Genomic DNA, 24,047 nt, shown 5'->3' with positions numbered 1-24,047 from the left:
CTTATCAGTTGACGTTGATACGTCGTTCTGCCACGAGACGGTCGCCCAAGTAAATATGCTCTTTACGGGTGTTAGCGTCGAGTGTCTGCATCAGCAAACCTTGCTTGCTGTGCATATACAAGGTGCTTCCATTGCTGTCGAGCGTCTGAACGCGCATATTGGAGGCGTCATAGTTCTGCAGCTTTTGGGCGGCGGTTCCGCAATCGACACAGCGCATGTTATTCGCCCGGTCATGGCCGAAGGTGTTATAGCCATTAGAGGTAACGTTTCCGGCCTGATCGTAGTCAAAAGAACGGTAGAGTTCCCCGGTCACTCCGTCAAGAGTACCTGTTGCAGCATCGTAGGCGTACGTGTTGAGACCTGTGGGTGTCTGAAGGGATGTTAAATTTCCCACATTATCATACGCATATTTTCGTTCACCTTTGTTTGTCTTTTCATATATAACACGATCTAGTTTGTCATAGTTATATACTCGATAATACCCTAAGCCTAACGTATCTTGAATTCCGCTCAGCCGAGCCGCAGCATCATAGGAATTATAGTAATTAATAATTTTGGCAGTGCCTTTTGCATACTTTATTTCCCTTGGAAGCTGATTGTCATACAAACCAGTGATTGATATAGTGCCATTTGCATAATTAATCTCGCTGGCAACTCCATTGGGGTGATATTTAATGGTACTGATGTACGGTAACACTGCCCGAGCTCTCCCAAAGGCATCTGGTTGGTATTTCACCTGATTACCTGAAGGGTAGGTCATAGAGGACAACGCTTCATTCGTGTCATATGCGTATTGCAACGTTTGGCTGGTGCCTGCAACGGCCAAGCTCTCTGAAGACAGTTTGTCGTTGTCGTCGTAGGTATAGCTGCGGCTAACACTACCATTTACGGAGCTCAGCAGATTGTCATTTTTGTCATAGGCATGGATGACGCCTGCCGCATTGGGTACAGCGCTGTCTTCCGAGGAAGGGTAGCTGATGCTTTTAATGCGATTGCGGTTGTCATAGGTGTACGTGGTGGCCGGGCCAGTGCCCACAGACTTGCTGGTCATTTTGCCAATGGCATCACGTCCAAAGTTGGTAATGCCAATTTCCGGATCAGTTTTCGAAGCTAAGAAATATTGGTTGTTGTACACATAAGTACGCGTTTTCCCGCCCATACTCACCGAAGTGATCTGGCCCAACAGATTTCGGGGCGTAGAGACATCCGCCTTCACAATCAAACTGTTGCCCGCAGCTGCCTCTCCTGCTGCAAGCCTGACACGCTCACGCTTATCTGGATCTCCGTAAGCCCTATAAAAATCAGATGACGCACGTCCTACGTTGTCTTGGTTAAATATGCGCAAACCTCCATACATGGTCCATTGAATATTGGCTCCGGAGTTTGCTCCAGCATTCGTTTGTGTGAGCGTCGCAACAACACGGCCCAATGCATCGTAGTCATACCCTGTGCCCATGAGGCTATTGGGGTAAGACTGATGGACCAGTTCCCCCAGAATATTGCGCGTGTAGTTGACCCACACAGAGGTTTCACCGGGAGCGCTCACTTGCCTGCGCACGGTTCGGCCCAGCCCATCCATGGTCACGACATCTGTCATAGCGCCGCGCTGCACGGTACGCGTAGTCGGCGTCCAAGCTACCGAAGTGACCGCGCCGACCGGGTGCGCGATCGATGTCACACGGTTTAAGTTGTCATAGGTATAGGAGGTGGTTTTACCGCGCCCGTTGGTTTCCGAGGTGACATTGCCTGCGTTGTCGACCGTGCGCAAGATGGTCACGCTTTCGGGTTGCTCTTCCTTTTGTGCAATGCCTCTGAAGTAGTTGCTATAGCTGGTTGCCTGTCCAAGCGCGTTTGTTTTGCTGGCCAGATCCCCTGTGGGGTGGTAGGTGGCCGTGCTCATGACACCGGCAGCAGTCTCAGACAGTACATTGCCATTGCTATCGCGCAGCCAGGTCGTCAAATGCATTTGACCCTCACCCGATACCTTCTGGCTGGCCACTTGGTGCAGCAGCCATTTACTGGTATTGATATCGTAGGTAAGAGAAGTGGTACGCGTATAGGTTCGGTCAGAATTGTTGGTGGCCTTCTCAACAACGGTACCTGGATTTCCGTAGCCATCAAAATTGGACTTGGTTATGTAGAAGTTTTCCCCTGCGCGATAGTGATTATTCAGCCTTAAAACACGCGCAGTCGGATTAAAACTATTGGTCGTGTAATTTTGGCTTACGACGTCTATCTGGCTTGAGATAATAAAATCCTGGTAGCCGAGTAGCACATTCTCTACGCTGCTACTGCTCCCCATGTAGACGCCTACAGCAGTAGGTGATTGCCGAACCGAGTGATACCCCATGTGGTAGTGCTCGGTGGCATTTCCTTTTGGATCGGTAACTGTGGTTACATTGACTTGGCTGCGTACGGCTGGTGGCACACCATACGAATGACTGACTTGGCCACTGCTGGTGGTTACTGGCAATTCATCGCTGGCTACTTCGTACGCGTAAGTCCAAGTCCCTGATAACGTCCCCGCTGCATCAGTTTTGGATGTTTTACTGGCTACTACGGTGCTTTGACGGTGGCGCGGAGTGCCCGCCAGAAAATCCACATGGGTGTATGCATAGTCAATGCTGCCACCGCCCGGATAGGTCACCCGGCTAAGCGAGCCGACACCGGGAGTTGCGCTATAGCTGTACTTCCAAGACTGCCCATCTGGTCTCTTGACATTGGTGAGGTAGTTGCGCGAGCCCGAGCCAGCACTGACGGTGTATTTCCACTCCCGTGAATTGTTAACATCTACGATCTTGGAAAGCTTGGAGTCGGTGTACTCGAAGTTAACCGACCGACCATCGCTCGTAGCCACCTGGCTCATCGCCAGAACGCCATTGCCCAAAAACTGGTAGCTCAAATCGAACCAGTTGCCGTTTCTGTCTGTAATACGCTCTGGATAATAGGCTGTTTGTTTGCTAGCGACTGCTCCAAAGGAGTGGCCCACCTTGGTCATGCGGTAGCTTCGCCCGTCTGGTGAATAAACGGTAAACGTACCGCCCACACACTGCGCCCGCCAAAAATCCTTGGTCATCCAGGCGTTGTTGTCCACGAAAGGTTGCTCGTAGAAAACTTGTCTGCTGCCATCGGGCAGCTCCAGCACTGGATTGGCAGAAGCCACTGTCCATGAAGATGAGCAAAGGGCTTTGTTCGTCCCACGTATCACACGACCCATGTGCATGGTCCAGCCAAGACCTGCCGGGCTGTACTCGTAGTCACTCCAGGTGGCGATAGTCGCCATGGGATCATCAATACTGTTGTAGCTACGCCCAACAACCAGATCCATTCCTCCGTTACCAGGAATGAAGATATCCGTGACGTTGTAGCTGAGTTTTCCCGTGAATGTACTGATCGTCTCATTAGGCGCTTGAGATACAGAGCCGCCCAGCGATGCAGCTTTTTCCTCAAAATAATCAGGAATACTGGGGAGGCTAGTTTCATCGGTTTGTGCATGAGCACCAGTAGCCGCTACGAGTGCGGCAAGGCCAGCGATTGCTGCAGAGATCGGCCCTCTACTTGTCATAGGCCGAGACCTCGAAAATTTTGATGTTGAGCGTCTATAAAACTGCTGCATTGAATCTCCTGATACGGATAGTTAACGGCTTAGGCGGTTTTCAGTTGCCCTTACCCATTAAAGCCTTAGCGCCTTGCATAAAAATGCAAGAAGCATCACTCTAATTCTTGCTAATCAAAATCCATGGTCAATAGTCAGTAACCCTATGAGTTATTTTCTATTGATTGATTTAGATCATGAATAAGCAAATCTCACACCTTTTTTCGGGGAAACGCAATTTGATAAGTGAGCGCTCAGTTCATTTATAGGATTACGTAAGAAGATTGCAGATGAGCCGCTGCAGAAATTAGATAAATCACGCACGGCAGCGAAACGTCCAACCATGGAACAAGATTTCAAATAGATACATCCGAAAGATGCTGTTGCATAAGACAGAACTATTTAATGCTTGGGAGAGTGGGCCACAACCATTTGGAGTTCAGGGAAACGGTCAATTTCTTGTTAGTGCCGAGGCAAATCTGATCGGCTAAACCACAAAGGGCATGCGGAGGGGCATGCTTATGTGCAAATCAACTTAAAGGGCTCTGGAGCTGTCGCAATGGCCGCTCGGGTACATCTGTTGGCGATTCTGCGTTTGCTGGCAGCTGGCCGACCGCGTACAGCGAAGGCGTTGTTGCACAACTCCAGCTCTGCAGTGCGGCAAACGCGCCAGATGATTGAATCGAGCTGAATGCGCGAGTGCGCATCCCATGTCTGTAGCCAGAAATAAAAGAGCCGCCCCGGTGCTACGGCACAAGGGCGGCATGTCCTAAATTTGATGGAGTGATCTCTAGACTTTAATCCGGGTTTACATAAATCGGTTAGGCGCGAGCGGCCTGACGGCGTTGACGAATACCCAAAGCGGCAAGCAGCGCTGCCATTGCCGCCAAGCCTGCCGCTGTATTGCTCGGCACTGCCTCTGCGGCTACTGCATTGGCTCTCAAGGTATTGGTGATCGCCGTGCTCACCGATTGCCCACCTGCCACGCTGATCGTTGCAGGAGCAAAAGCAGGCGCGTCCCATGTGTAGCCAGACGGTGCACCGGGCATCGCTTCACTTAGCGTGCAATTAGAGCCGGCCGGAATGTTGGCCAGGGTGGCGGTCTGGCTGCCGGCAGCAGTGAAGCTGAGACTTGTGGTGTAGGGCGTGTTTGCCGCAGGCTTGTCGCAGGTGGCCGTGAAGTTGAACGAGAGGGGCCATGTCACTGGTGCTCCGGCTGGCAGTGGTGCCAGGGTCTTGGTGATGAGGGCAGTGCCCAGCGCTGGAGGAATTGTCTGCAGGCGGTTAGTGATGGCACTGCTGACAGTCTGACCAGCGGCCACCGTAACGCTTGCAGGAGAGAACGCTGCAGCATCCCAGGTATGTGCGGCCGGAGCGGCGGGCTGTGTTTCGCTCAGACTGCAGAGGGCACCCTCCGGTACATTGGCGATGGTGGCAGTCTGGCTGCCGGCGGAATTGAAGCTGGCAGTGGCCGTATAGGTGGACCCTGCCGTCGGCAGGTTGCAGGTGGCGGTGAAGTTGAAGTTCTGCGGCCAGGTCACTGGCGCGCCCGCTGGCAGCGGAGCCAGGGTCTTAGTGATGGCGATGCTGCCGGTCGTCGGCACCAGGGTATTGGTGAACGCAGCAGGAGATTGGGCACCTTCGGAGATTGCTACGTTAATGGGGGCAGCAGGAGCGATTTCCCAACGGAAGCCCGAGATGGCGGTCGGGGCCTGTTCTGAAACGCTGCAGTTGGCACCCGCAGGGATGTCTGTGACGGTGGTGGTTTGTGTGCCGTCCGCACTGAATGCCAGCGGGGGAACGGCATAGTTGGTGCCTGCCGCAGGTTTGTCACAGGTGACCGTGAACTGGAAGTTCAATGGCCAGGCCACGGGAGCCTGTGCGGGAAGCGATGCGAGTGTCTTGCTGATCGCAATACTGCCCGATTGCGCGGCGCAGGAGCCGGTAGGGGATACGGCGGCGTTGACCATGATCGAGCCCAGCCTGCCTACGGGTGGATTTCCTGGCAGGGCCAGTGGATTGACATCACTGATCGTGAAGATGCAGGCGCCATTGCCGCTGAAGGACTGTGCCCGGGGCACGATCAGGGCCGAGACATTGTTGATACGGGTGTTGTTGGCGACGTCCGCTGGGGTGGGCATCGTGATTGGGGGGCGAGGCGATGGGTCGCCGGGCGAGGCAGTTTGCGGCGGCATGTACAGCACGTTGTACGCGGGTACATTGTTTAGTGCTCGATAATCGAGCACCGTCATGGGGTTGAGTGAGGTAAACGAGCTTGCCAGGGGCGTGGCGCTGTTGAGAACGACGCTGCCAGGCCCAGCTCCTTGCGAACTGTCGTTGAACAGGACGCCTCTTGAAATGCCCCAACCAGTTGCCGCATTGATGATGGGACTGGTGATCTGGTCAATGTTAGGTGCGCATGCCGAACACTGATCGGGATACAGGAAGAAGGCATTGGCTGCACGGGTCTGAATCGCGGACTGCATTGCGGTCACGCTAGCAGCATTGAAGCCGCCATAAACAGCGGTCATCACCACAATGTCGTATTGTCCGCCACCGGGTGGAATGAAATCGCTGGCCGTGATCGTTGTGGGGTTGCCGCCAGCGCCTGTGATATCAAAGTTTTTTTGCGTGACATCTGCCGCAGAGCCGCCCAATGCAGTGACCGCTGCCACCATTTCGTTATAGGCACCGTTTGCATAGGTTTGACCGAAAAAGGTGCCTGACAACACATATGCATCGCCAATGATCAGCACCTTGGGCACCTGTGCTGCAGCGATCGATGCTGCTCCAGTCAAAAACACCAGCGACGTTAGCCGGAACACAGTAGACCAAGATTGCATGGTAACCCTCATTAAATATTTATGTAGCGGATTTATAGCAAAGTATTGATAGATTTGACAGGGGAGTAGACGCGAGACACCTTCGTTGTTGATTTATGCAATCAAGATGTATGCTTTGTGGGATGAATCTATGCGGGGCGCAGCGGAGTTGCAGCATAAAACCAGTCCAAGTTTTTGTCCGCATCCCCCTTTGTGGCTTGGCTGATCAAATTTGCATCGGCACTAGAATCCAGTTGTGTCATAGTGATCCCATGTCATCGCAGCCTAAACCTCGAAAGCGCCGCACGGCAACGCGTGCATCTACTTCCAATAAGCATGAGGTAGAGCAAGTTGTGGAACCCAATGCAGCTAAGTTGGTTCATGCCGCAAGGCAAAAAATGCCGCGTGGTAGCTACGTAGTAAAGGCGCTGAAAGGTAAAGAGGCCTTCGAGGCTGCAGTGGCTGCTGGAATCTTCACTCCAACGGGCCGCTTAGCAAAAGCCTATACCAGTGCACAAACACGGGCTCGCCGATCCGTTCCATGACGTCTTCACGAGATCTTCCCCAAGGCTAGGAGCCTATAGTTCGATTGGCAGAAGGCTAGTTTTGCGGATAGTCGCTCCAGTAAACGCTTGCTGGTCGGCTAACTTCTGGATGGCTTGGATTTGCGCCTCGCTTAGGGGGCCGTCGTCGAGTTCATAGCGGGCGTCCTCGCCAGCAGCAGTTGGGTCTTGCTGAGGGATCTTGGGTAGGCTGTTCGGGGTCATAGTTGTCTATCCTATTGTTGACCGCAAGTCCGCATTGAAGTGACGCAGCAGATACGTTAGATGGTCCGGCCAAGTGGGATCATCCATCCTATCGAGGAATCTGAACATTACAGTAGCGCGGATCACCGCTTCTACATTGTAGTAACGTGGGCCTCAAAGGCGAAAGCCAGATCAACGGATCTGGCTTTCAAGTCGCGTTCAGGAGAGCAGAGTCGCCTGGCGCTTACACATCCCGGACAAGAGTTCAGAAACTCGCAACCCGGTCTCAGACAAAAAATTGGCGCGCAATTTAATTGTCCAAATGGTTAGCCGCTGCCTAACCTTCCCACTATTTGCTCTTTACAAGCCGACCATGGGCGGTGCTACGCGGACCTCATCATATGTTTAGAGAGCGAGGAGGCTCAAGCGCGCTCTAGGCTAATGGTAATCTGAATCAAGAGCGTGGGCAAGCTGTTGCGCCCATGCTCGCGATGGGTGTTGCTATGACGCCAGACGTGCGGTCTTTCGGATCTCCGCTTTACGTACGAAATACTGTCGGCAACCATCTATAGTGGGGCCGCTTACGACCTCGTAACCAACGTGGCGAGCCCAAGAGGGCGCTTGCTTGGGGGCAATGCCAGCCTCTGCAGCCAATGACTTGAGGCTGGTGAACGCCTCTTGAAACCGATCAATGTCCCGCCGATGGAAATACTGCGGCGCCCGCGCGTTGGCACGAGTATCTATGGGAGTGAGGAAGCCCTTGAGAACAAGCGAGCGCACCACATCCGGCTTGACACCAAGCGCCTTGGCTACATGAGTGATGTCGAGCTTGAGGTCTGAGCATCGTTGTACCGTACGCCGGGTGGCGAGCCATGCAAGTACCTGGTCGGGTAGGATTAGTAGCCCTTCACCAAGTGTCTGAGAAGGCAGATGGGTGGTGCACTTCACCTCAATCTGGCGTGTCTTGATCGCTTGGAAAAATTCAGCAGTCATCGTGCGAGGTATACACGCCTTGAGGGCTTTGCTCAAGGACACCCATCGATCTGATCGCGACTCGACTAGTGTCGCCAACGCCAGTATCTGATCCTTGAATATGCGAATTGAGGCAAGCCTAATCCCTCGTCCCAACGCAGACAATTCTTGCGCTGAGCGTAGAGCAGTGATGCGCGTAGGGTGCAGGCCTAGGACGGCTGACGCATGCTTGGTCGACACTTCGTCACCAAGCTCTTTAATCATTCGCTCCTCGATTTCAGGCGCAATGACGTACCGCTTTCGGCCTCCTTCCGTTACGCGCACGGGTAACGCATTTTGCGAAGCTACCCGTTTGATACGGTCCACGGAGAGTCCGTGCCTCCCAGCAATCAGTTTTGCATTGCTCGTAGATCTGATTTGTCTGGAAAGAAGGGCACTTTCTTGCCCCTGCGTGTTCCTTATATAGGCAAGAAATTCGATCTCGATTCTGGCTCTCCAATCGGCATCACGGATTGAGCGAATCCGCTTAGCGAATGCTGGAAATGCGCTGCTTGCAAGTGCAATGTTGGCACCTGTCTGTGGGATACGGATGCGGCTGAGAAGAGCATGAAATTCCTTTGGCCATTCCACTGCCGCAGCCGATCCAAGCTCGATGAATTCAGCAATCTCTTGCACCTGTTTGGAGCTTGCGCGTTTGCCTGGCTTGCCTTGTAACCCATGCTTGGCCAAAGAGCCCATCCACATCAGAACATCTGGATCAACTCTATCCACATAGAGGCTCTTCCAAATTCGTGGATCCACCGGAACACTGCAATGTGCCTGATATGCCTGACCGCATCTGCACGATAAGAGCCTACAAGTTGAAAAGCTAAATGGCTTCAGACAGTCGGGACATGCATCAATGAGCCAGCATTGATGCTGGTGGCAGACGGGAGGCCCGCTCTGCCACGCGGCGAACCAATAAGCACTTGGCTCGAACAAGCAGCGGGGACAGATGCGCAGTCGTTGGTGAAGTCCTTTTGTGGCATCCGTAGCGAGCCATTTAGGCTCACACAATCCGTTGGCATGAGCAACGCGCAGTAGGAAGCCCACCTCTGACTCCAATGGGAATTTGGTTGGAGAGATGAGCATGCTAAGAGGACTTCTCGGTGTCGAGCTGACGAGTGCGGGCTGCCAACTCGGTTCGGATTGATCGTGGGACCTTGATGCCCTCTAAACCCGGACACTTGGGGTCATGCCAGACAAGAACCTTCCCCATCGAGATGCTTGAGAACAACTCTTCAATGGCTTGGTCATGGATTCCTTGGTAAAGCGCCGGCTCGTTGAGCGAAAGGGCAGTTTGCCCTTCAAAGGGATGAGCGTGACGCGTGAGCTTTTCCAGCATGCCCTCCATCTGGCTGCACAGATAGAACTGGTGCGGACCAGCCTGCCAAGCTCGCAGTAATTCACATCGACGTAGAGCCATCAGGAGCTGCTGGCAGTGCCCGAGCTGCAGATAGCGAATGACCTCGTGGGGCATGCAGATGTCTGCGGCCACCGCCTCAAGCGAAACAGCTCTGTGAAGCTTGAATATGCGACCGTGTATTGGGCGCTCTCGTACGGCTTGGGTGACGGCTCTTTCAATAATCTCCAATAGAAACTGCCCCTTTTCTGCGGGAACGTACAGCTCCTCTATCCGCTGTCGTAACGACGCGCCGCCATAGGCACTGTGTCTGTAAGGTGCTAGAGCATCAGAACCTGTCGCCAGTAGCGATTGCAGCAGGGACAGCCATCGCTGTAGAGGCAGCTCGCGCATGACCGACCGTTGGATCCTTTCGGCATCCACTACCTCATTGAGAAATCGATAGGCCGCAGCACGGTGGAGCGAGCTTGGCAATCTCACTAGCAACTCATCGATACCGTATCTGGATGCGCATATGTCCAGGTCAATTGACTTGGCCCAACGGTCCACTTGGGCAAGGAATGGTTGCCGCTGGATGGCGTCACCATCCTCCGCTCTGGCATATGCCAAGCGCTGTAGTAAGGTGGCGATGAGTGTGCTGGCAGCGAGCTCCTGGGAGCCCACTTCACGCTGTTCATTTATCCAAGGCCAGATGGATTGGAAGACTCTCCATTCTTCATCGCGATAGTTGGCATGGCAGGTGTTGTCCGAGCGGAATGTCGGATCATCAAGGCTTGAATAGATGGCATCAAAGCTACAGCGCTTGTTATCCACGCCGCGCGCAGGGCTGAGCAACGTGTGATGCACGTGGCAGACTTCCACGAGCTTGATCCTCCATGCCTGTTTGATGTAGCGGTTCTCCCATATGCAATGGATGCATGCGGAGGTGAAATACTCCTTTCCTCGGTACTTCCAAGCCCAAGCTGGTAGCGGATGACCGAACGCATGGGTGCAAACTTTTTGGCGTGGCAAGAGCGGTTCCAACTCTCTGCGCCTGATGCCATTTTGCGCGGCTACTCGACCATGAAAACCAATGACGCACTCGTCCCATTTTCGTGCCGGTCGCACCAGCAGCGCTGTCCCGGAAGCAGGATGCATCTTCTGCAAATCATCCACGTTGTGCCTCCTGAGCAAAGGGTTCCTTCGCGCGGGTAAGCGCGACGCCATTGAACTTGGGATGGAACGGATTTCGCTCAGAAGTTGCTTCGCGGTAAACCACTTCTACAAAAGCTTGAGCCAGAGTCTGCCCGTCAATCTTTGGATCGGGTTGCTGGGAGGCAATGGTGACTGCACGTCGTAGCAGGTGGCAGATTGACCTCAGCCGGCCATCTGTAGCAAATGCGAATTGACGCGTCACAGCAGCATCGCCCAGGTCGATGCATGGGAGCGGCGACAGCATCCTCTCAAAGCTCTTGAGAACCTTTGAAAATAGCTTGATGTCCTCGCCGTTTGCAGACAGAGCATGAACGAACATCTGCTCTCCGAATCTACTGCGCAACTGAGCGTTTGTTGCGAGCAATAGCTCTGCTCGCGGTATGCCCGCGAGCACAAGGACTGGTCCACCTGGACGGCATAGCTGCTTGATCCAATCTCCTACGTGATAGTGCGTTCGGACGCCTCCGCGATCCACCAAGTGATTGACCTCATCGAAGATGATCATGCGGGTCTTACAACCAATGATCAATGTTCGCAGCTGGATGGTCCGTTGAGCTTCGTCGCCTTTGTCCCAATATGGCGAGCCCATTTCGCGCAGAACAATGCCAGCCAAGGCTTTGATCGTTGTCCTGGGTGGAATCTCAACATAGACCACGGGCACTTCTGTCCATTCCTCATGAACTACGCTTGGGTGAAGCTTGGTGAAGTGGTTCAGTAGGGTGCTTTTGCCGGTCCCCGGCAGCCCGGTGATCAGCAAGTGCTCCGGCTCACCTGGGGACAACGCCGATCGCAGCCTTTCGTCTAGCGTGTTCAACAGGCTTGTAACTTGGGGAAACTTGCCAAACGCGCTGGATACTTTTTGCGAAATTTGGCTGAAGTTAATTTGGCTGGTGTGCAGAGTGTTCACAGTTCAGCCTCCAGCTCCAGCATTTCGAAAACATCTAGGTCATTTCCATGCCCTGTATCGACATCTACTTGAAATTGAAATGGAGGCAGGGGGCCTTGCCGCGATGGCGAGCGCTTCGGATCGCGGAAACTACTGCTGTTCATTCCAGCCAGACGTGAGCCTGCTTTGCGCTCCTTTAGTCTTTTTGACTTCCGTGCGTCATCCTGCATGTGATTGATAGTCGCGCTTGCGGTAGCTCGTATTGCACGGTTTTCCGGGAGATCCTGGGCGTGGTGTTTGCGTACGGCTTGTGCTTGCTCAAGGCTGAGGCCGCTGAACTCAGACTCCGTGTTGAACACCTTGATGGGGCGCTCGTCGAGCGAATCCCAGACAAAGATGTGGCCCACATCCCTGCGTGGCCACTTAACCTCCACCTTCTGGTTCGCGGGCAGCATTCGGCGCAACTGCATGAGCTCTGTGGAGGTATACCTGAAGGTGTTGAGATCAATCCCATAGTGCTGCAGTGCCGACTCCTTCCGTTCCGCGAATTCGAAATCCACGTGATCGACGTCGCACTTCAGCTTTGGGGGAAAAGCCTGTGCAGACTCATTCCACAATTGCAGCGGAGTCTTGTTTCTAAGGCCCCGGTGAGGGCGTCGATGGTATCTATCCAGCAGCCAGACATGAAGAGCAATGTCGAGCTGTTCGAGGGTAAAAGCAGCTTCTTGTTCAGAGTCCACGCCCTGCCGTTGGTCATATTTCGCAAACGTGGTGCCAGCCAGTTGATGAACAAATGAATAATTGATGGTTTTTAGCAGGCGCTCAACGAAAGGCTTGTCGTTAGGTTGCCGGGACTTGGCGAACTCGCCGACGATGCCGAGATTGAGCAAGGCATCGGTTACCGCACGGGAGTGGAACTCCCTGCCGTTGTCCATCAGCAAGCGCTCAAACCAGCCAAAGCATGGCCAGGTTAGGTTGAGATCTGCAAACCTGCCCTCTTTAATATAGGTCTTGGGCAACAGCGCGTGGCGCAATGCGGCGAAAACTGAGTGCGCGCCGTAACCATCGAGAGACAGATGAAAGCCCAGTACAACCCTTGAGTACCGGTCAATAATCAGCGTAAGAACGGGTCGGCCAATGACATTGCCGTTTTCATCGACGATGAGGATGTCCAGTGGCGTGTGGTCAATCTCAACGAGCTCCAGTATCCGCTTGGTCCGCCGTGCAACGCCGTGGTTGGCAAACCTTCGCTCGGCTTCTTTAATCCCATATCTGGCTACGGCCACATCGAACTGCGGAAGCGATGCAAGCCTGCGCTGCAAGGTGCGTATAGATGGGGCAGTCAGCCGATCGTGCTGAGTCAGGAATTTATTCCTGATGTTGATCTCTGCCCGGATGCTGTCCAAGATGGCCTCAGCGGTCCAGACGTGGCTGCTATCGAGGGTCTCCTCGATCTTTTGATGAACGATCGCATCGACCGGAGCCGGTAGTCTGCTTTTGTTGGCACGTCCACAGTTTCCTATCCGACTCAGCAACCCAGAAATGCCATCGGCTCGATATTCCCCTAACCAGCGGTAGACGGTGGACGCATGCGGCGGGATCTGCTCGCCACGCTCATGAGCGATTTGATCAATGGCTTTTTGCAGCATTGCTCGGCTGCCGCAAGTTGCAAAGCGCTCATTGAGCTGGGTCACGTACGCGATGTGCCGGTCAGAATTGAACCGCCCAAACGGAGACATCTTGTCAGCACGCACAGCAGCGCCATGCTCATCGCCATGGACACGCATGTGCCTGACAGTAACGGCGAGCTTTAGACCTCCCGTAAGGTACTTCTGAACCAACTCTTGAGAGCCGACGATGACGGTGGCACCGGATTCCTGGTTTTGAAGCAGCACCTGCTCATCATTGGTCACACCCAGGAACTTGCACGCTATGTCGTCGAGGTAGACAGTCTTCTTGTTGTCGAAGGGAAGTTCGTATTGCATAACTTCTCCTTAGGCAACTTGGGCGAGCGTTTCGTCAGGACCACGGCGCATCAAGCGTGTTAGCAAGGCATCGCACTCCTCGCTTGCCTTACGCCAGCGCTCTAAAAATTCCTCTGAGCACTCATTCACATCCAAGCCTGGTACGCCGGATTGAAGTTGTCTGCGTGTGCCAAAACGAGGCCAAGGTCGAGCTTTTAAAAGCTGCTGGACCTCGTCTTGTGTCGGCCACTTCTCAATGTCTGAAGAGAGAATCGTTATGAAAGGGATGCGCTGCCCTCGGAGTGCTTGGCTAATCGACCGGTAGCGTGTCTGGGATTTCTGACTTTTAAGATACGGAAGGCCTTTGATCTCAATGATTACTTTGCCATTTGCAGTTTCGATCTCTACGTCAGGTGTGTAGAAAAAATCTTTGGTATCTTCGCCGCCGGTTAGCACCAACACATAGGGATGAGTCCTCAGCCGAAGGGTTGCTGAAGAGACTTCAAGAATTCCTAAGGCGGAAGCCTCCAGATTTGACTCGAATTTCTCCTTGCGAGAACGTGATTTGAGGCTGGGGAACAATCCTCGAACGTTCCGCCCAGAGCGCGTAATAACCTTTCTGGGCGAACGAGAGGAGATGAGAGCTTCAATGCGTTCCGATATTTGAGCTTTGGTAATAGGCCACTTAATGAAAATATTAGGCATGTAGATATCCTGCGCACTCATTTCTGAGCACGAATGTGTAATTAAAGGACGAGTACATGCCTCCCCTGACGAAGGGGGAGTTGACGCTGGCAGCGGAATGAGGGAGACTTCAGGTGAAAGCCGGTGAAGCTTCCAGCGAACCGAGGCAGCGGTGAGTACTCGTGAGGGTGCTCGCCGTTTGTCTTTTATGGGCTCATCTTTAGCTCCGATCGGGGGTTTTTGAGGAGGCTTTTGGCCGTGATGCACTCCTCGAGTAGAGATGTAATGTTTTCTAGCTCTCCTTCTGAGAGCATGTAGTGTGCTCGAAGAGCAACTGATACCGTTTGGGCTTGACCCTCGCTACAGCGTTGAGACACGATGGCGACGATCTGATCGTGAGTGGCAAAGTCTTTGAAGCGCTGTATCTCAACAGAGTCGTCAGTCAGAACTCTGACAATTCGCTCCACCTGTTCGAGCCCCACAATCTTTCGCCCCTTCTCTATCGCACATAGCAGTGACTGAGCCACATGTGCCTGGTCAGCTACAGTGCGCTGAGTCTGACCTCGGCGAAGGCGAAGTTTGCGAAAACTGTCGGGAATGAGCAACAGGCTTTTGATATCCATAAGTAGAGAACAATATAGATTGTTCCAAATCAGATCAAGATTTTTCTACTGTTGCATTAAATTTGATTTGATAATTTTCTAGTAGAAAATATGCTGCTGTGTTTTCTTTTTTTAGAGGGTAAGTGGTATTGTTTGATGTATATAAAATCACGCAACGCAGTAGATTTCTAAGGCGATTTAGATAAATTCTGTTACAGTTGCTGTTGTTATTAGTGAACGTGGGGTGATCGAACAGTGTCTGAGCGTCGAACATCTTTTGCGGTTGCTGGGCTCAAACGAAAAATGACGGACCTGAGAGTGTTGACAGGTGTCCTGTACCATCGTGACAGCACCTCTGCATACTTTGTATAGAAATTTGGAGATCGGAGCATTTCGATGAATGACACCGCCATAATCGCATGCGTGCTGTCTCCACGTGCCGTCAATGCGTTGGCGCGGTGCGACATCAAGACAGTCGATCAGATTAGGTCAAGCTACCCTCATGAACTGCTTCGTGTTCATGGATTTGGGATGCTCTCACTTCGTGCGGTGGAGGCCGCTTTTTTCCCTGGCGAAAGATTCGATCCCGAATTTGGAGTGCCTATGGTCTCGCGGAAAGCATCCATTCTTAGCGAAGATCTTTCACGGCACTTGCGATCAGCACCTTCTTGTGATCTTGGCGATCTCAAGTAGCTCTGTGCTTTTAAATAAATTTCGCACGAACGAGCATGTGAAGCATGTCCTGTCATGCAGTCATCTTTGATGGCAGACATCCGAATGACAGAGCATGTTCTAAACCAGCTCCAAGCTTCTCTGAGACCTTCGCATGTCCATGTCTGGAGCGGCGGCGCCGTTCAAGACCGGTCACCAAGCGGCTGGCAGCTTCACTTTTTTGAACAGACCATTGAGCTCTGGCGCGCGTCGAATACTTGAAAATTAGAGCTTCACAATCCCGGCTAGGTCTTGGCGACTAGATGGTTATATATGCAGTGGATACCATCAGTTGCCGTGCATGCAAGCTGTGTCGCGCAGTTGCCGGGGTAAACTTGAAGACACCGATGACTTCGGTAGCTTCGCAACTTATCTTGGCCGTGCTGACGAAAAATACCTGCACATGAAGGGAAATTCGGAGTACTACAAGCCTATAAATAATCTGCTGCAGATTTAAAACACTACACAGGAACAAATGATGCCGATGGTATTGCCTGGATCCGCCTGGAAGAAATGGGACCTCCACGTTCACACGCCTGATTCCTTTTACCAGAACTACCCTGGAGGTTACGACAAGGCTTGGGAATCTTTTCTGGCTGATCTTGAAGCACTCCCGCCGGAGTTCAAAGTCATAGGTATCAATGATTACGTTCTCGTGGATGGCTACGAGAAGGTCCTACAGGCCAAGCGCAGCGGCCGTTTGGCGAATCTCGACCTCATCCTCCCGGTCGTCGAACTGCGGCTAGATAAGTTTGGTGGAACGGTGAAGGCTAGTGACTCGGGTTCGGGCTGGAGCCGCATCAATCTTCACGTCATCTTCGATCAAGTCGAAGCCCAGTTCATCCGCGAGCAGTTCATTGGTGCGATATCGCCAAGTTACCGTCTAATACCCGGATCGGCAGGCCAAGGGAAGTGGCAGCAGGTCATTTCACGCGCCAGCATCGAAGCGCTGGGCCGGGCAATCCTTGAAACCATTCCCGAGGAAATACGGGGAGACTACAGCAGCGCGTTAATGGAAGGGTTCAACAATTTGAACACTAGTGCCGATGCCGTATTCAAGGCGCTAGAGAACGACGCGCTGCTCGGAAGGTGCGTGGTGGCCGTCGGCAAGACCGAGTGGGAAAACTTGAAGTGGAATGATCACACAATCGCTGAAAAGAAGACGTTGATCAACGGCGCGCACCTGGTTTTCACCGCCGCCGATTCGCCGCAGCAGTATGACAAGGCACGAGCAAAGCTTCGTGAGTACAGCGTCAATGACCGATTGCTTGACTGCTCTGATGCCCACTGGTTGAGTAGTTCGAAGGACAAGGATCGCATTGGCAACTGCTTCACTTGGATCAAAGCTGACTCCACTTTCAGTGGACTAGTGCAGGCCATCGAGGAATTCGATGATCGGGTGTTTGTTGGTGACATTCCGCCCAAGCAGACCCTGGTCGATGGGAACAAGACCAAATTCATTCGGTCGGTTTCGGTGGCCAAGAAGCAAGGCTCGCCCCTGGCTGAGACATGGTTCAACCTTCAACTGCCGTTGAGCCCCGACCTAGTTGCAATCATTGGCAACAAGGGCAGCGGCAAAAGTGCATTGTCCGACATCGTGGCGTTGGCGGGGTCGGCACGCAATTTCGCAAAGTTCTCATTTCTGACTCCGACCCGATTCCGCAGTGCGAAGGGGCGACTCGCGTCGCAATTCACTGCTACGCTGACTTGGCACGACGGAAACACATCGCTGATGGATCTCGACAAGGATCCCTCGCTGAGCGCTGTAGAGCGAGTAAAGTACCTCCCGCAAAGCTACCTTGAGGATCTGTGCAACGAACTCGGTGATCGCGGATCAAGCACATTCGACGCCGAACTCCGCAAGATCATTTACTCTCACGTGCCGGACGAAGACCGTCTCGCACAGCCGTCGATGGACGAGCTGCTGGCATTCAAGGTCTCGGAGATCGACAAATCACGTCAGGCCCTAAGGACGGCCGTGTCAAAGGTCAATGTCGAAATCCTCGAAGCTGAGCGTCGCAACGCGCCCGAGTTTGGGAAGGCGCTGCAAGAGCAGTTGGCTGCTAAGAAAGCCGAATTCGCTGCGCTCGAGGCTTCCAAGCCCCAAGTGGTTGAAGATCCGAATTCCTCATCTGAAGCGCTTGAGGAGTCCAAGGCCGCAGCTGCACATATTGAAGCACTGGAGCTAGCCGTTCAGCATATCGAAAAGGAGGCCAGCGCTCAGCGTGAGGCGAAGGCCGTTGCGACGCGCAGGCAGGCTGTGGCGCGCCGGATTCAACAGTCGCTAGCCAATTTTGGCAATCAACGCGACACCTTTGTTGGAGAGCTGAAAGTCCTAATTGAGGAGCTGGGGATCGAACTGCCTATTGAATCACTGGTTCGGGTCGAAATCCACGCTGAGCCTGCCGACCAGATTGTCAACGACGCGCAGGCCCAGATCCTTGAGATTGACACGAGGCTACAGAGCGAGACGCCCGGCAGCTTTCATCATCGCAAGGCAGAGGCATCAGCAGCTATAGTGGAGGCTAAAAGTAAGCTCGGTGAGCGACAGCGGCATTTCGTTCGCTATAAGGAGGACTTGCTGGCCTGGGAGCGCCGCAAGGCAGAGGTCAACGGTGCCGAAGACAAGCCGGGGACTATTCTGTGGCTGGCTGCTGAGATCGCGTCTTTGGCTAAACTGCCCGCACAGCTGGTCGCCCTGAAGGCTAAGCGACTAGAACTGGTGGTACAGATCCATGGTCAGATCCATGCGATGGTCGATGAATACAAGCGGCTATATGGACCCGTGCAGACCTTCGTCGCATCGGCGCAGCAGATGGATATGCAACTGCCGCTGAAATTTCATGTACGTATTGAAGAGACCGGATTTGAGGACCAGTTTCTTAGCAAGCTCAATCGGCAGGTACGAGGTTCGTTTTCTGGTGTCGAAGAAAGCGTTCTACGGCTGCGCGGCATGTTCGGCGATTTCAACTTCGATTCTGCGGCCGACGCGGCTGGATTTGCAACTCGCATCGATGAACTACTTCATATCGACCAGCGAGAGGGGCAAGCAGAGCGCGAGACGCGGTTAGTGGACCAACTGCGCAAAGGGACAGAGTCTCTTGAAGTGCTGGACTACATATTTGGCTTGGGATATCTCAATCCGCGCTACTCTTTGACCTACGCGGGTCAAGAAATCGGTCAACTCTCGCCTGGCGAACGTGGGCTACTGCTCTTGGTCTTCTATCTCCTGGTCGACAAGGACGACATTCCCATCGTCATCGACCAACCGGAAGAAAACTTGGACAACCAGACTATCTACAAGGTGCTGGTCAAGTGCATCAAACGGGCTAAGGAGCGACGGCAGGTGATCATGGTGACCCACAATCCTAATCTCGCAGTAGTGTGCGATGCCGAGCAGATCGTTTACGCTTCATGTGACAAGATGAGCTGCACATTCGAGTATGAGGCCGGCGCAATCGAGCACCCAAAGATCAAGGACCGGGTCGTTCAGATCCTCGAGGGGAGCGAACCAGCATTCAAGAATAGGCAGTCGAAGTACCGTCTTCTATATGGCACAGCGGCTCCCCGATACGCCATAGGCCTGCTCGGTGCGCAGGCTATAGTGTTTGCAACGAATTCGCTCACGGACCTGATCCAGCAACCGTGTGGCGCGTAACACAGGAGGGGAGGCGGGTTTTATGGCTAAATTTTGTACTGTGTTTTTATATAGCATACGTGTCATCAGGCTACGCTACAAGTCCCTTTCCGCATTTCTTTCGTGCCAATTTAGATCGCAAGCGCCAGATATGGCTTGCGGCTAGGTGCGGTCTACATTACGTTATGCAGCATGACTCGCGCAGCTGACTTCTCGCCGGCAGTTAAAGAGGCCCTCGCTAAGCGTGCGGGCTTTAGATGTTCATTTCCGGGGTGTGAGGCGCCGACCATCGGACCGAGCGACGAGTCGAACACGTCCACAAACAGTACCGGAATGGCATGCCATATCGCGGCCGCGAGCTCCGGCGGCAGCGCCCGCCGAGTTCTGCCTGGCGCAACCCCGCAGCGCCTTTCCGACATCACGAATGGTATCTGGATGTGCTTCCGCCACGGCAAACTCATTGATGCCGACGAGGAGACGTTCACCATTCCAATACTAGAAACTTGGCGGGAAATCGCGGAGCTGAAGGCAAAGCTACGACACGAACTTGGACGTGAGGTCAGCCTAGACCCTGCAAGGATGGAAGATTTCCGCCTACCCGATGCCCAGATCCCAATCCCGGGGCTTGCAGGCGAAAATGCTTTGATCGGAGATGCGCTGCGGTACAGCTGCCTCGCCGACATTTGGGGCAAAGACGTTGCAGATGCAGTCCGAGACTCTTGTATAGAACTCATCAGGAATGCATTCGCTCACGGGGCGGCACGTGTGGTAAGGCTGTTGATCTCCGCGTCGTCTGTCACCATAGAGGATGACGGCAGCGCATTCAACAGTAATCAGCTTCGCCACTCCCCGACCGGCGGCGGGGGAGCATCGCTGAAAATCATTGCGGAGCAGTTCCGGTCGACCGTCATTTTCTCTTGCAAGCGCGTTGGCGCATCCAACCACAACACGTTTACGTTTATCCGGAAGGCCGAGGATCTTTCGCAGTTCTCTCCGTGTACGGTGTCGCTCACCTTTGAGGAAGTGCATGCGGGGCGCACATCGGCCCAAGTGGTCGAAGGCTGTGACGTGACTTATGTCGTATTGCCTCCATACTTTGCATTGAGCGACGTCCTTAAGCTCCCGCAGCTTATCGCAACAGCCTTCCCAAAACGTGAAGGACGTGAAGTGGTCCTAGTCACAACAAGGTTGTCAGCTGGTGCCATTCAACTCATTGGGCAGTATGTCCCGCACATTGAGATCATCAATCTCGGGGATGCTGCATAACATGTCGGTCAACGCGGACGTGCCTGCGGCCGGCTACCGCCTGCCTATGGCCCGCCGGTTACCTTCACGTTAGGCGCCTATGAGTAGCTCGGTCGAATATCGCTGTGGAATAGATTGCGTATGGCTCGCGGCCGATCGACTGGGGAATATGGGGGCGTTCGTCACGGGCGGAGAAGGTCCGATTCCAAGCAGCGCTCTGCATGGAGCAGACCTTCATCCTTCCTTGGAAGAGGCGCTCGCCTCGTTGCCGAAAGTCGCGGCAGCACGACAGCTGATCGAGTACAAGAACCCGAGCACTTTCGTTGCCATGGCCTAAAGAGGCGTATACACGTTTGACTGGCGCGACGTTCACAGAACCAATGCTGAGTCCACAGGCAGGTACGAACTAGTTTGCGCCCCGTCCACACCGCTGCAAATAGAGGCTCTGCCGAGCGAACTGAACGAAATAGCTGTTGCCACGCGCATGGCCAGCGTGGCGTTCCACGAAGGCGGAAGTGTTAGTGTTGCCGTTGAAGCAGTCGCCCAACCCTTCCATCGAGCGGACGGCTTCCAGCGGGCTGCGCCCGCTTCCGACCGCCACTCATGTCATACGTTGAATGTCTGCTTCTTGATCCCACCAGCGGCACCTCATGGCCGATAGCCGTCATCCTAACCTCGAATGCTCAAGCTTCGCAGGCGCTAAGCCAGCCAGTTGCCCGCAAGGGTAGACCGGCCAGCCCGCACGTGCAGACAGTGTGAGCGTCGGTTCTCAATTTGCATGCAGTGAGAAAATTTGCAAGATCAATGAGAAATTACAGCCATAGAGAAAGGAAAAAAGAGCCCGGAGGAATCCGGGCTCTTTTTGCTGGTGATGCCAAGAGTGTTCATCTTATGGCTAAAGGTAGGTGTGTCGCTTGGTTTGCGGCATCCAGTCGCAAAATTGTGTCGCGAGTCTCAAACAATACGACGCCCTACGGGAACAGCATCCATCACACATCAATATTCCCCGCCCGCAATGCATTGGTCTCGATAAAGTCGCGGCGTGGCTCGACCTCGTCGCCCATCAGCATCGTGAAGACGCGGTCGGCTTCGATGGCGTCGCCGACCTTGACCTGCAGCAGGCTGCGGACTTGGGGGTCCATCGTGGTTTCCCACAGCTGCTCGGGGTTCATCTCGCCCAGGCCCTTGTAGCGCTGGCGGGCGGTGGTGCGTTCGGCTTCGCTGATGAGCCACTGCATGGCCTGGCGGAAGTCGGTCACTTTTTCCATCTTGGCTTTTTCGCCTTCGCCACGGGTGACCTTGGCGCCTTCGGCGAGCAGACCGTGGAAGTTCTGGGCTTCGGCGGCGAGGGCCGCGTAGTCCTGGCCTTCGACAAACTCTTGCGTCAGGATGGAGCTCTTGATGTTGCCGTGGTGGTGGCGGCTGATGCGCAGGATCGGCTTTTCGGTGTGCGGGTCCAGCTCGCCGGTGACCTCGGCGGGCACGCCGGTCGTGGTCAGCTCGCGCAGCTTGGCTTCGAGCACCGGGGCACAGACCATGGCGTCGTCCAGCGTGTCGAGGCGAATCTGCACGCCGTCGGCGATGGCGCGCAGCGCCTCGGCGTCCAGGTAGGACGAGAGGCGGTCGATGACGGTTTCGGCAGCCAGGTGCATGCCGGCCAGGCGACCCAGCTCTTCCCCATCGATGGTGCGCGGGTTGGCGCCGCCGGTGCTGACGCTGGCGCCTTGCAGGGCCACGCGCAGCAGGAACTGGTTGAGGGCAGGGCCGTCCTTGAGGTACAGCTCTTCCTTGCCGTTCTTGACCTTGTAGAGCGGCGGCTGCGCAATGTAGATGTGGCCGGCTTCGACCAGATCGGGCATCTGGCGGTAGAAGAAGGTCAGCAGCAGGGTGCGGATGTGGGCGCCGTCGACGTCCGCATCGGTCATGATGATGATGCGGTGGTAGCGCAGCTTGGCGAGGTTGTAGTCGTCGGTGCTGCTCTTGCCCGAGTCTTCGCTCACCTTGCCGATGCCGGTGCCCAGCGCGGTGATCAGGGTGACGATTTCGCTGCTGGAGAGCAGCTTTTCGTAGCGGGCTTTTTCCACGTTCAGGATCTTGCCGCGCAGCGGCAGGATGGCCTGGAACTTGCGGTCACGCCCTTGCTTGGCCGAGCCGCCTGCGGAGTCACCCTCGACGATGTAGATTTCAGACAGCGCCGGGTCTTTTTCCTGGCAGTCGGCCAGCTTGCCGGGCAGGCCCATGCCGTCGAGCACACCTTTGCGGCGCGTCATTTCACGGGCCTTGCGGGCGGCTTCACGGGCGCGGGCTGCTTCAACGATCTTGTTGCAGATGATCTTGGCGTCGTTGGGCTTTTCTTCGAGGTACTCGGTCAGCAGCTTGCCGACGATGTCCTCGACGGGCGCGCGCACTTCGCTGGAGACCAGCTTGTCCTTGGTCTGGCTGCTGAACTTGGGCTCGGGCACCTTGACGCTGAGCACCGCGCACAGGCCTTCGCGCATGTCGTCGCCGGTGACTTCGACCTTGGCCTTCTTGGCCAGGTCATGGTCGGCGATGTACTTGCCGATGACGCGGGTCATCGCCGCGCGCAGGCCGGTCAAATGGGTGCCGCCATCACGCTGGGGGATGTTGTTGGTAAAGCACAGCACCTGCTCGTTGTAGCCGTCGTTCCACTGCATGGCCACTTCGACACCGATCTCGGTGCCAGGGATGCCGCCATAGGTCTCGGCCGGGCGGCTGCCTTCGGCGTGGAACACGGTGGGGTGCAGCACTTTCTTGGTGCCGTTGATGAACTCGACAAAGCCCTGCACGCCGCCGGCGCCGGAGAAGTCGTCTTCCTTGCCATCGCGCTCGTCCTTGAGGCGGATGCGCACGCCGTTGTTCAGGAAGGACAGCTCGCGCAGGCGCTTGGCCAGGATCTCATAGCGGAACTCGTAGTTTTCCTTGAAGATTTCCTGGTCGGGCAGGAAGTGCACTTCGGTGCCGCGCTTCTCGGTCGCGCCCACAATGCGCATCGGCGAGATCTCGACGCCGTCGACCACTTCAATCAGGCGGTTTTGCACAAAGCCGCGCGAGAAGTCGATCTGGTGCACCTGGCCTTCGCGGCGCACGATGAGCTTGAGCTTGATGGACAGTGCGTTCACGCAGGACACGCCCACGCCGTGCAGACCGCCCGAGACCTTGTAGCTGTTCTGGTTGAACTTGCCGCCGGCGTGCAGCTCGGTCAGCGCGATTTCAGCGGCCGAGCGCTTGGGCTCGTGCTTGTCATCCATCTTCACGCCGGTGGGAATGCCCCGGCCGTTGTCCACCACCGACAGCGAGCCGTCGGCATGGATGGTCACCAGGATGTCGTCGCAATAGCCGGCCAGGGCCTCGTCGATGGAGTTGTCCACCACTTCGAACACGAGGTGGTGCAGGCCGGTGCCGTCCGAGGTATCGCCGATGTACATGCCCGGGCGTTTGCGCACAGCCTCCAGCCCTTCCAGGATCTGGATGGCGCCTTCGCCATAGCCGCCGGCATCGGGGCCTGGCGTGCTGGGGGATTGTTCCGGCTGGTTTTCTGCGGTCATGAAGCTGCCTTGGTACTGCAC

Annotated in this window: 13 protein-coding genes; 3 read left to right on the top strand and 10 right to left on the bottom strand. The window is 54.7% G+C overall.

Annotated elements, in window-relative coordinates; genetic code table 11:
- Positions 1-4: 4 nt before the first annotated feature.
- From WH265_RS09335 to WH265_RS24225, 9 genes are all read right to left on the bottom strand, one after another.
- Positions 5-3,616 (bottom strand): hypothetical protein, encoded by a 3,612-nt coding sequence (locus WH265_RS09335; RefSeq protein ID WP_339558070.1) that lies wholly within the window; start codon positions 3,614-3,616, stop codon positions 5-7.
- A gap of 800 nt (positions 3,617-4,416) precedes the next feature.
- Positions 4,417-6,438, bottom strand: coding sequence for a DUF5979 domain-containing protein (locus tag WH265_RS09330; protein ID WP_339558069.1), 2,022 nt, complete (start codon positions 6,436-6,438; stop codon positions 4,417-4,419).
- A gap of 557 nt (positions 6,439-6,995) precedes the next feature.
- A complete protein-coding gene (locus tag WH265_RS09325) occupies positions 6,996-7,184 on the bottom strand; it encodes a hypothetical protein (protein ID WP_339558068.1) in 189 nt (62 codons plus the stop codon).
- A gap of 480 nt (positions 7,185-7,664) precedes the next feature.
- Complete coding sequence (locus tag WH265_RS09320; RefSeq protein ID WP_339558067.1) at positions 7,665-8,936, bottom strand: hypothetical protein; 1,272 nt, start codon at positions 8,934-8,936, stop codon at positions 7,665-7,667.
- Between the two features lie 331 nt (positions 8,937-9,267).
- Positions 9,268-10,692, bottom strand: a complete 1,425-nt coding sequence (locus WH265_RS09315) for a hypothetical protein (protein ID WP_339558066.1) — start codon at positions 10,690-10,692, stop codon at positions 9,268-9,270.
- The gene (locus tag WH265_RS09310) at positions 10,685-11,638 is read right to left on the bottom strand and encodes a TniB family NTP-binding protein (protein WP_339558065.1); all 954 of its coding nucleotides are present in this window, start codon (positions 11,636-11,638) and stop codon (positions 10,685-10,687) included. The genes WH265_RS09315 and WH265_RS09310 overlap by 8 nt, the downstream gene beginning before the upstream one ends.
- Positions 11,635-13,602, bottom strand: a complete 1,968-nt coding sequence (locus tag WH265_RS09305) for a Mu transposase C-terminal domain-containing protein (RefSeq protein ID WP_339558064.1) — start codon at positions 13,600-13,602, stop codon at positions 11,635-11,637. Before WH265_RS09305 ends, WH265_RS09310 begins: the two co-directional genes overlap by 4 nt.
- A gap of 9 nt (positions 13,603-13,611) precedes the next feature.
- Positions 13,612-14,286 carry a hypothetical protein gene (locus WH265_RS09300; RefSeq protein WP_339558063.1) on the bottom strand — a complete coding sequence of 225 codons (675 nt, stop codon included), beginning with the start codon at positions 14,284-14,286 and terminating at the stop codon, positions 13,612-13,614.
- Between the two features lie 185 nt (positions 14,287-14,471).
- The gene (locus WH265_RS24225; protein ID WP_445228506.1) at positions 14,472-14,888 is read right to left on the bottom strand and encodes a helix-turn-helix domain-containing protein; all 417 of its coding nucleotides are present in this window, start codon (positions 14,886-14,888) and stop codon (positions 14,472-14,474) included.
- A gap of 375 nt (positions 14,889-15,263) precedes the next feature.
- Here WH265_RS24225 and WH265_RS24220 point away from each other — a divergent pair, with 375 nt between their 5' ends.
- The 3 genes from WH265_RS24220 to WH265_RS09285 all read left to right on the top strand — a co-directional run bounded on the left by WH265_RS24220 (position 15,264) and on the right by WH265_RS09285 (position 20,481).
- Complete coding sequence (locus WH265_RS24220; protein ID WP_445228505.1) at positions 15,264-15,560, top strand: DNA-directed RNA polymerase subunit alpha C-terminal domain-containing protein; 297 nt, start codon at positions 15,264-15,266, stop codon at positions 15,558-15,560.
- 496 nt (positions 15,561-16,056) lie between these two features.
- Complete coding sequence (locus WH265_RS09295; protein WP_445228504.1) at positions 16,057-19,236, top strand: TrlF family AAA-like ATPase; 3,180 nt, start codon at positions 16,057-16,059, stop codon at positions 19,234-19,236.
- A gap of 312 nt (positions 19,237-19,548) precedes the next feature.
- Positions 19,549-20,481: a hypothetical protein gene (locus WH265_RS09285; RefSeq protein ID WP_339558062.1), complete on the top strand. Its 933-nt coding sequence runs from the start codon at positions 19,549-19,551 to the stop codon at positions 20,479-20,481.
- Positions 20,482-21,449: 968 nt separating this feature from the next.
- On the opposite strand, the gene gyrB is transcribed toward WH265_RS09285, so the two are convergent.
- A complete protein-coding gene (gene gyrB, locus WH265_RS09280) occupies positions 21,450-24,026 on the bottom strand; it encodes a DNA topoisomerase (ATP-hydrolyzing) subunit B (protein ID WP_339558061.1) in 2,577 nt (858 codons plus the stop codon).
- Positions 24,027-24,047: the final 21 nt, after the last annotated feature.

This window comes from Comamonas sp. MYb396 (assembly GCF_037479555.1).
In the GTDB taxonomy this organism is placed as follows: domain Bacteria; phylum Pseudomonadota; class Gammaproteobacteria; order Burkholderiales; family Burkholderiaceae_C; genus Comamonas.
The sequence above is the reverse complement of the archived record's forward strand: the minus strand, read 5'-3'. Positions and strand labels throughout refer to the sequence as shown.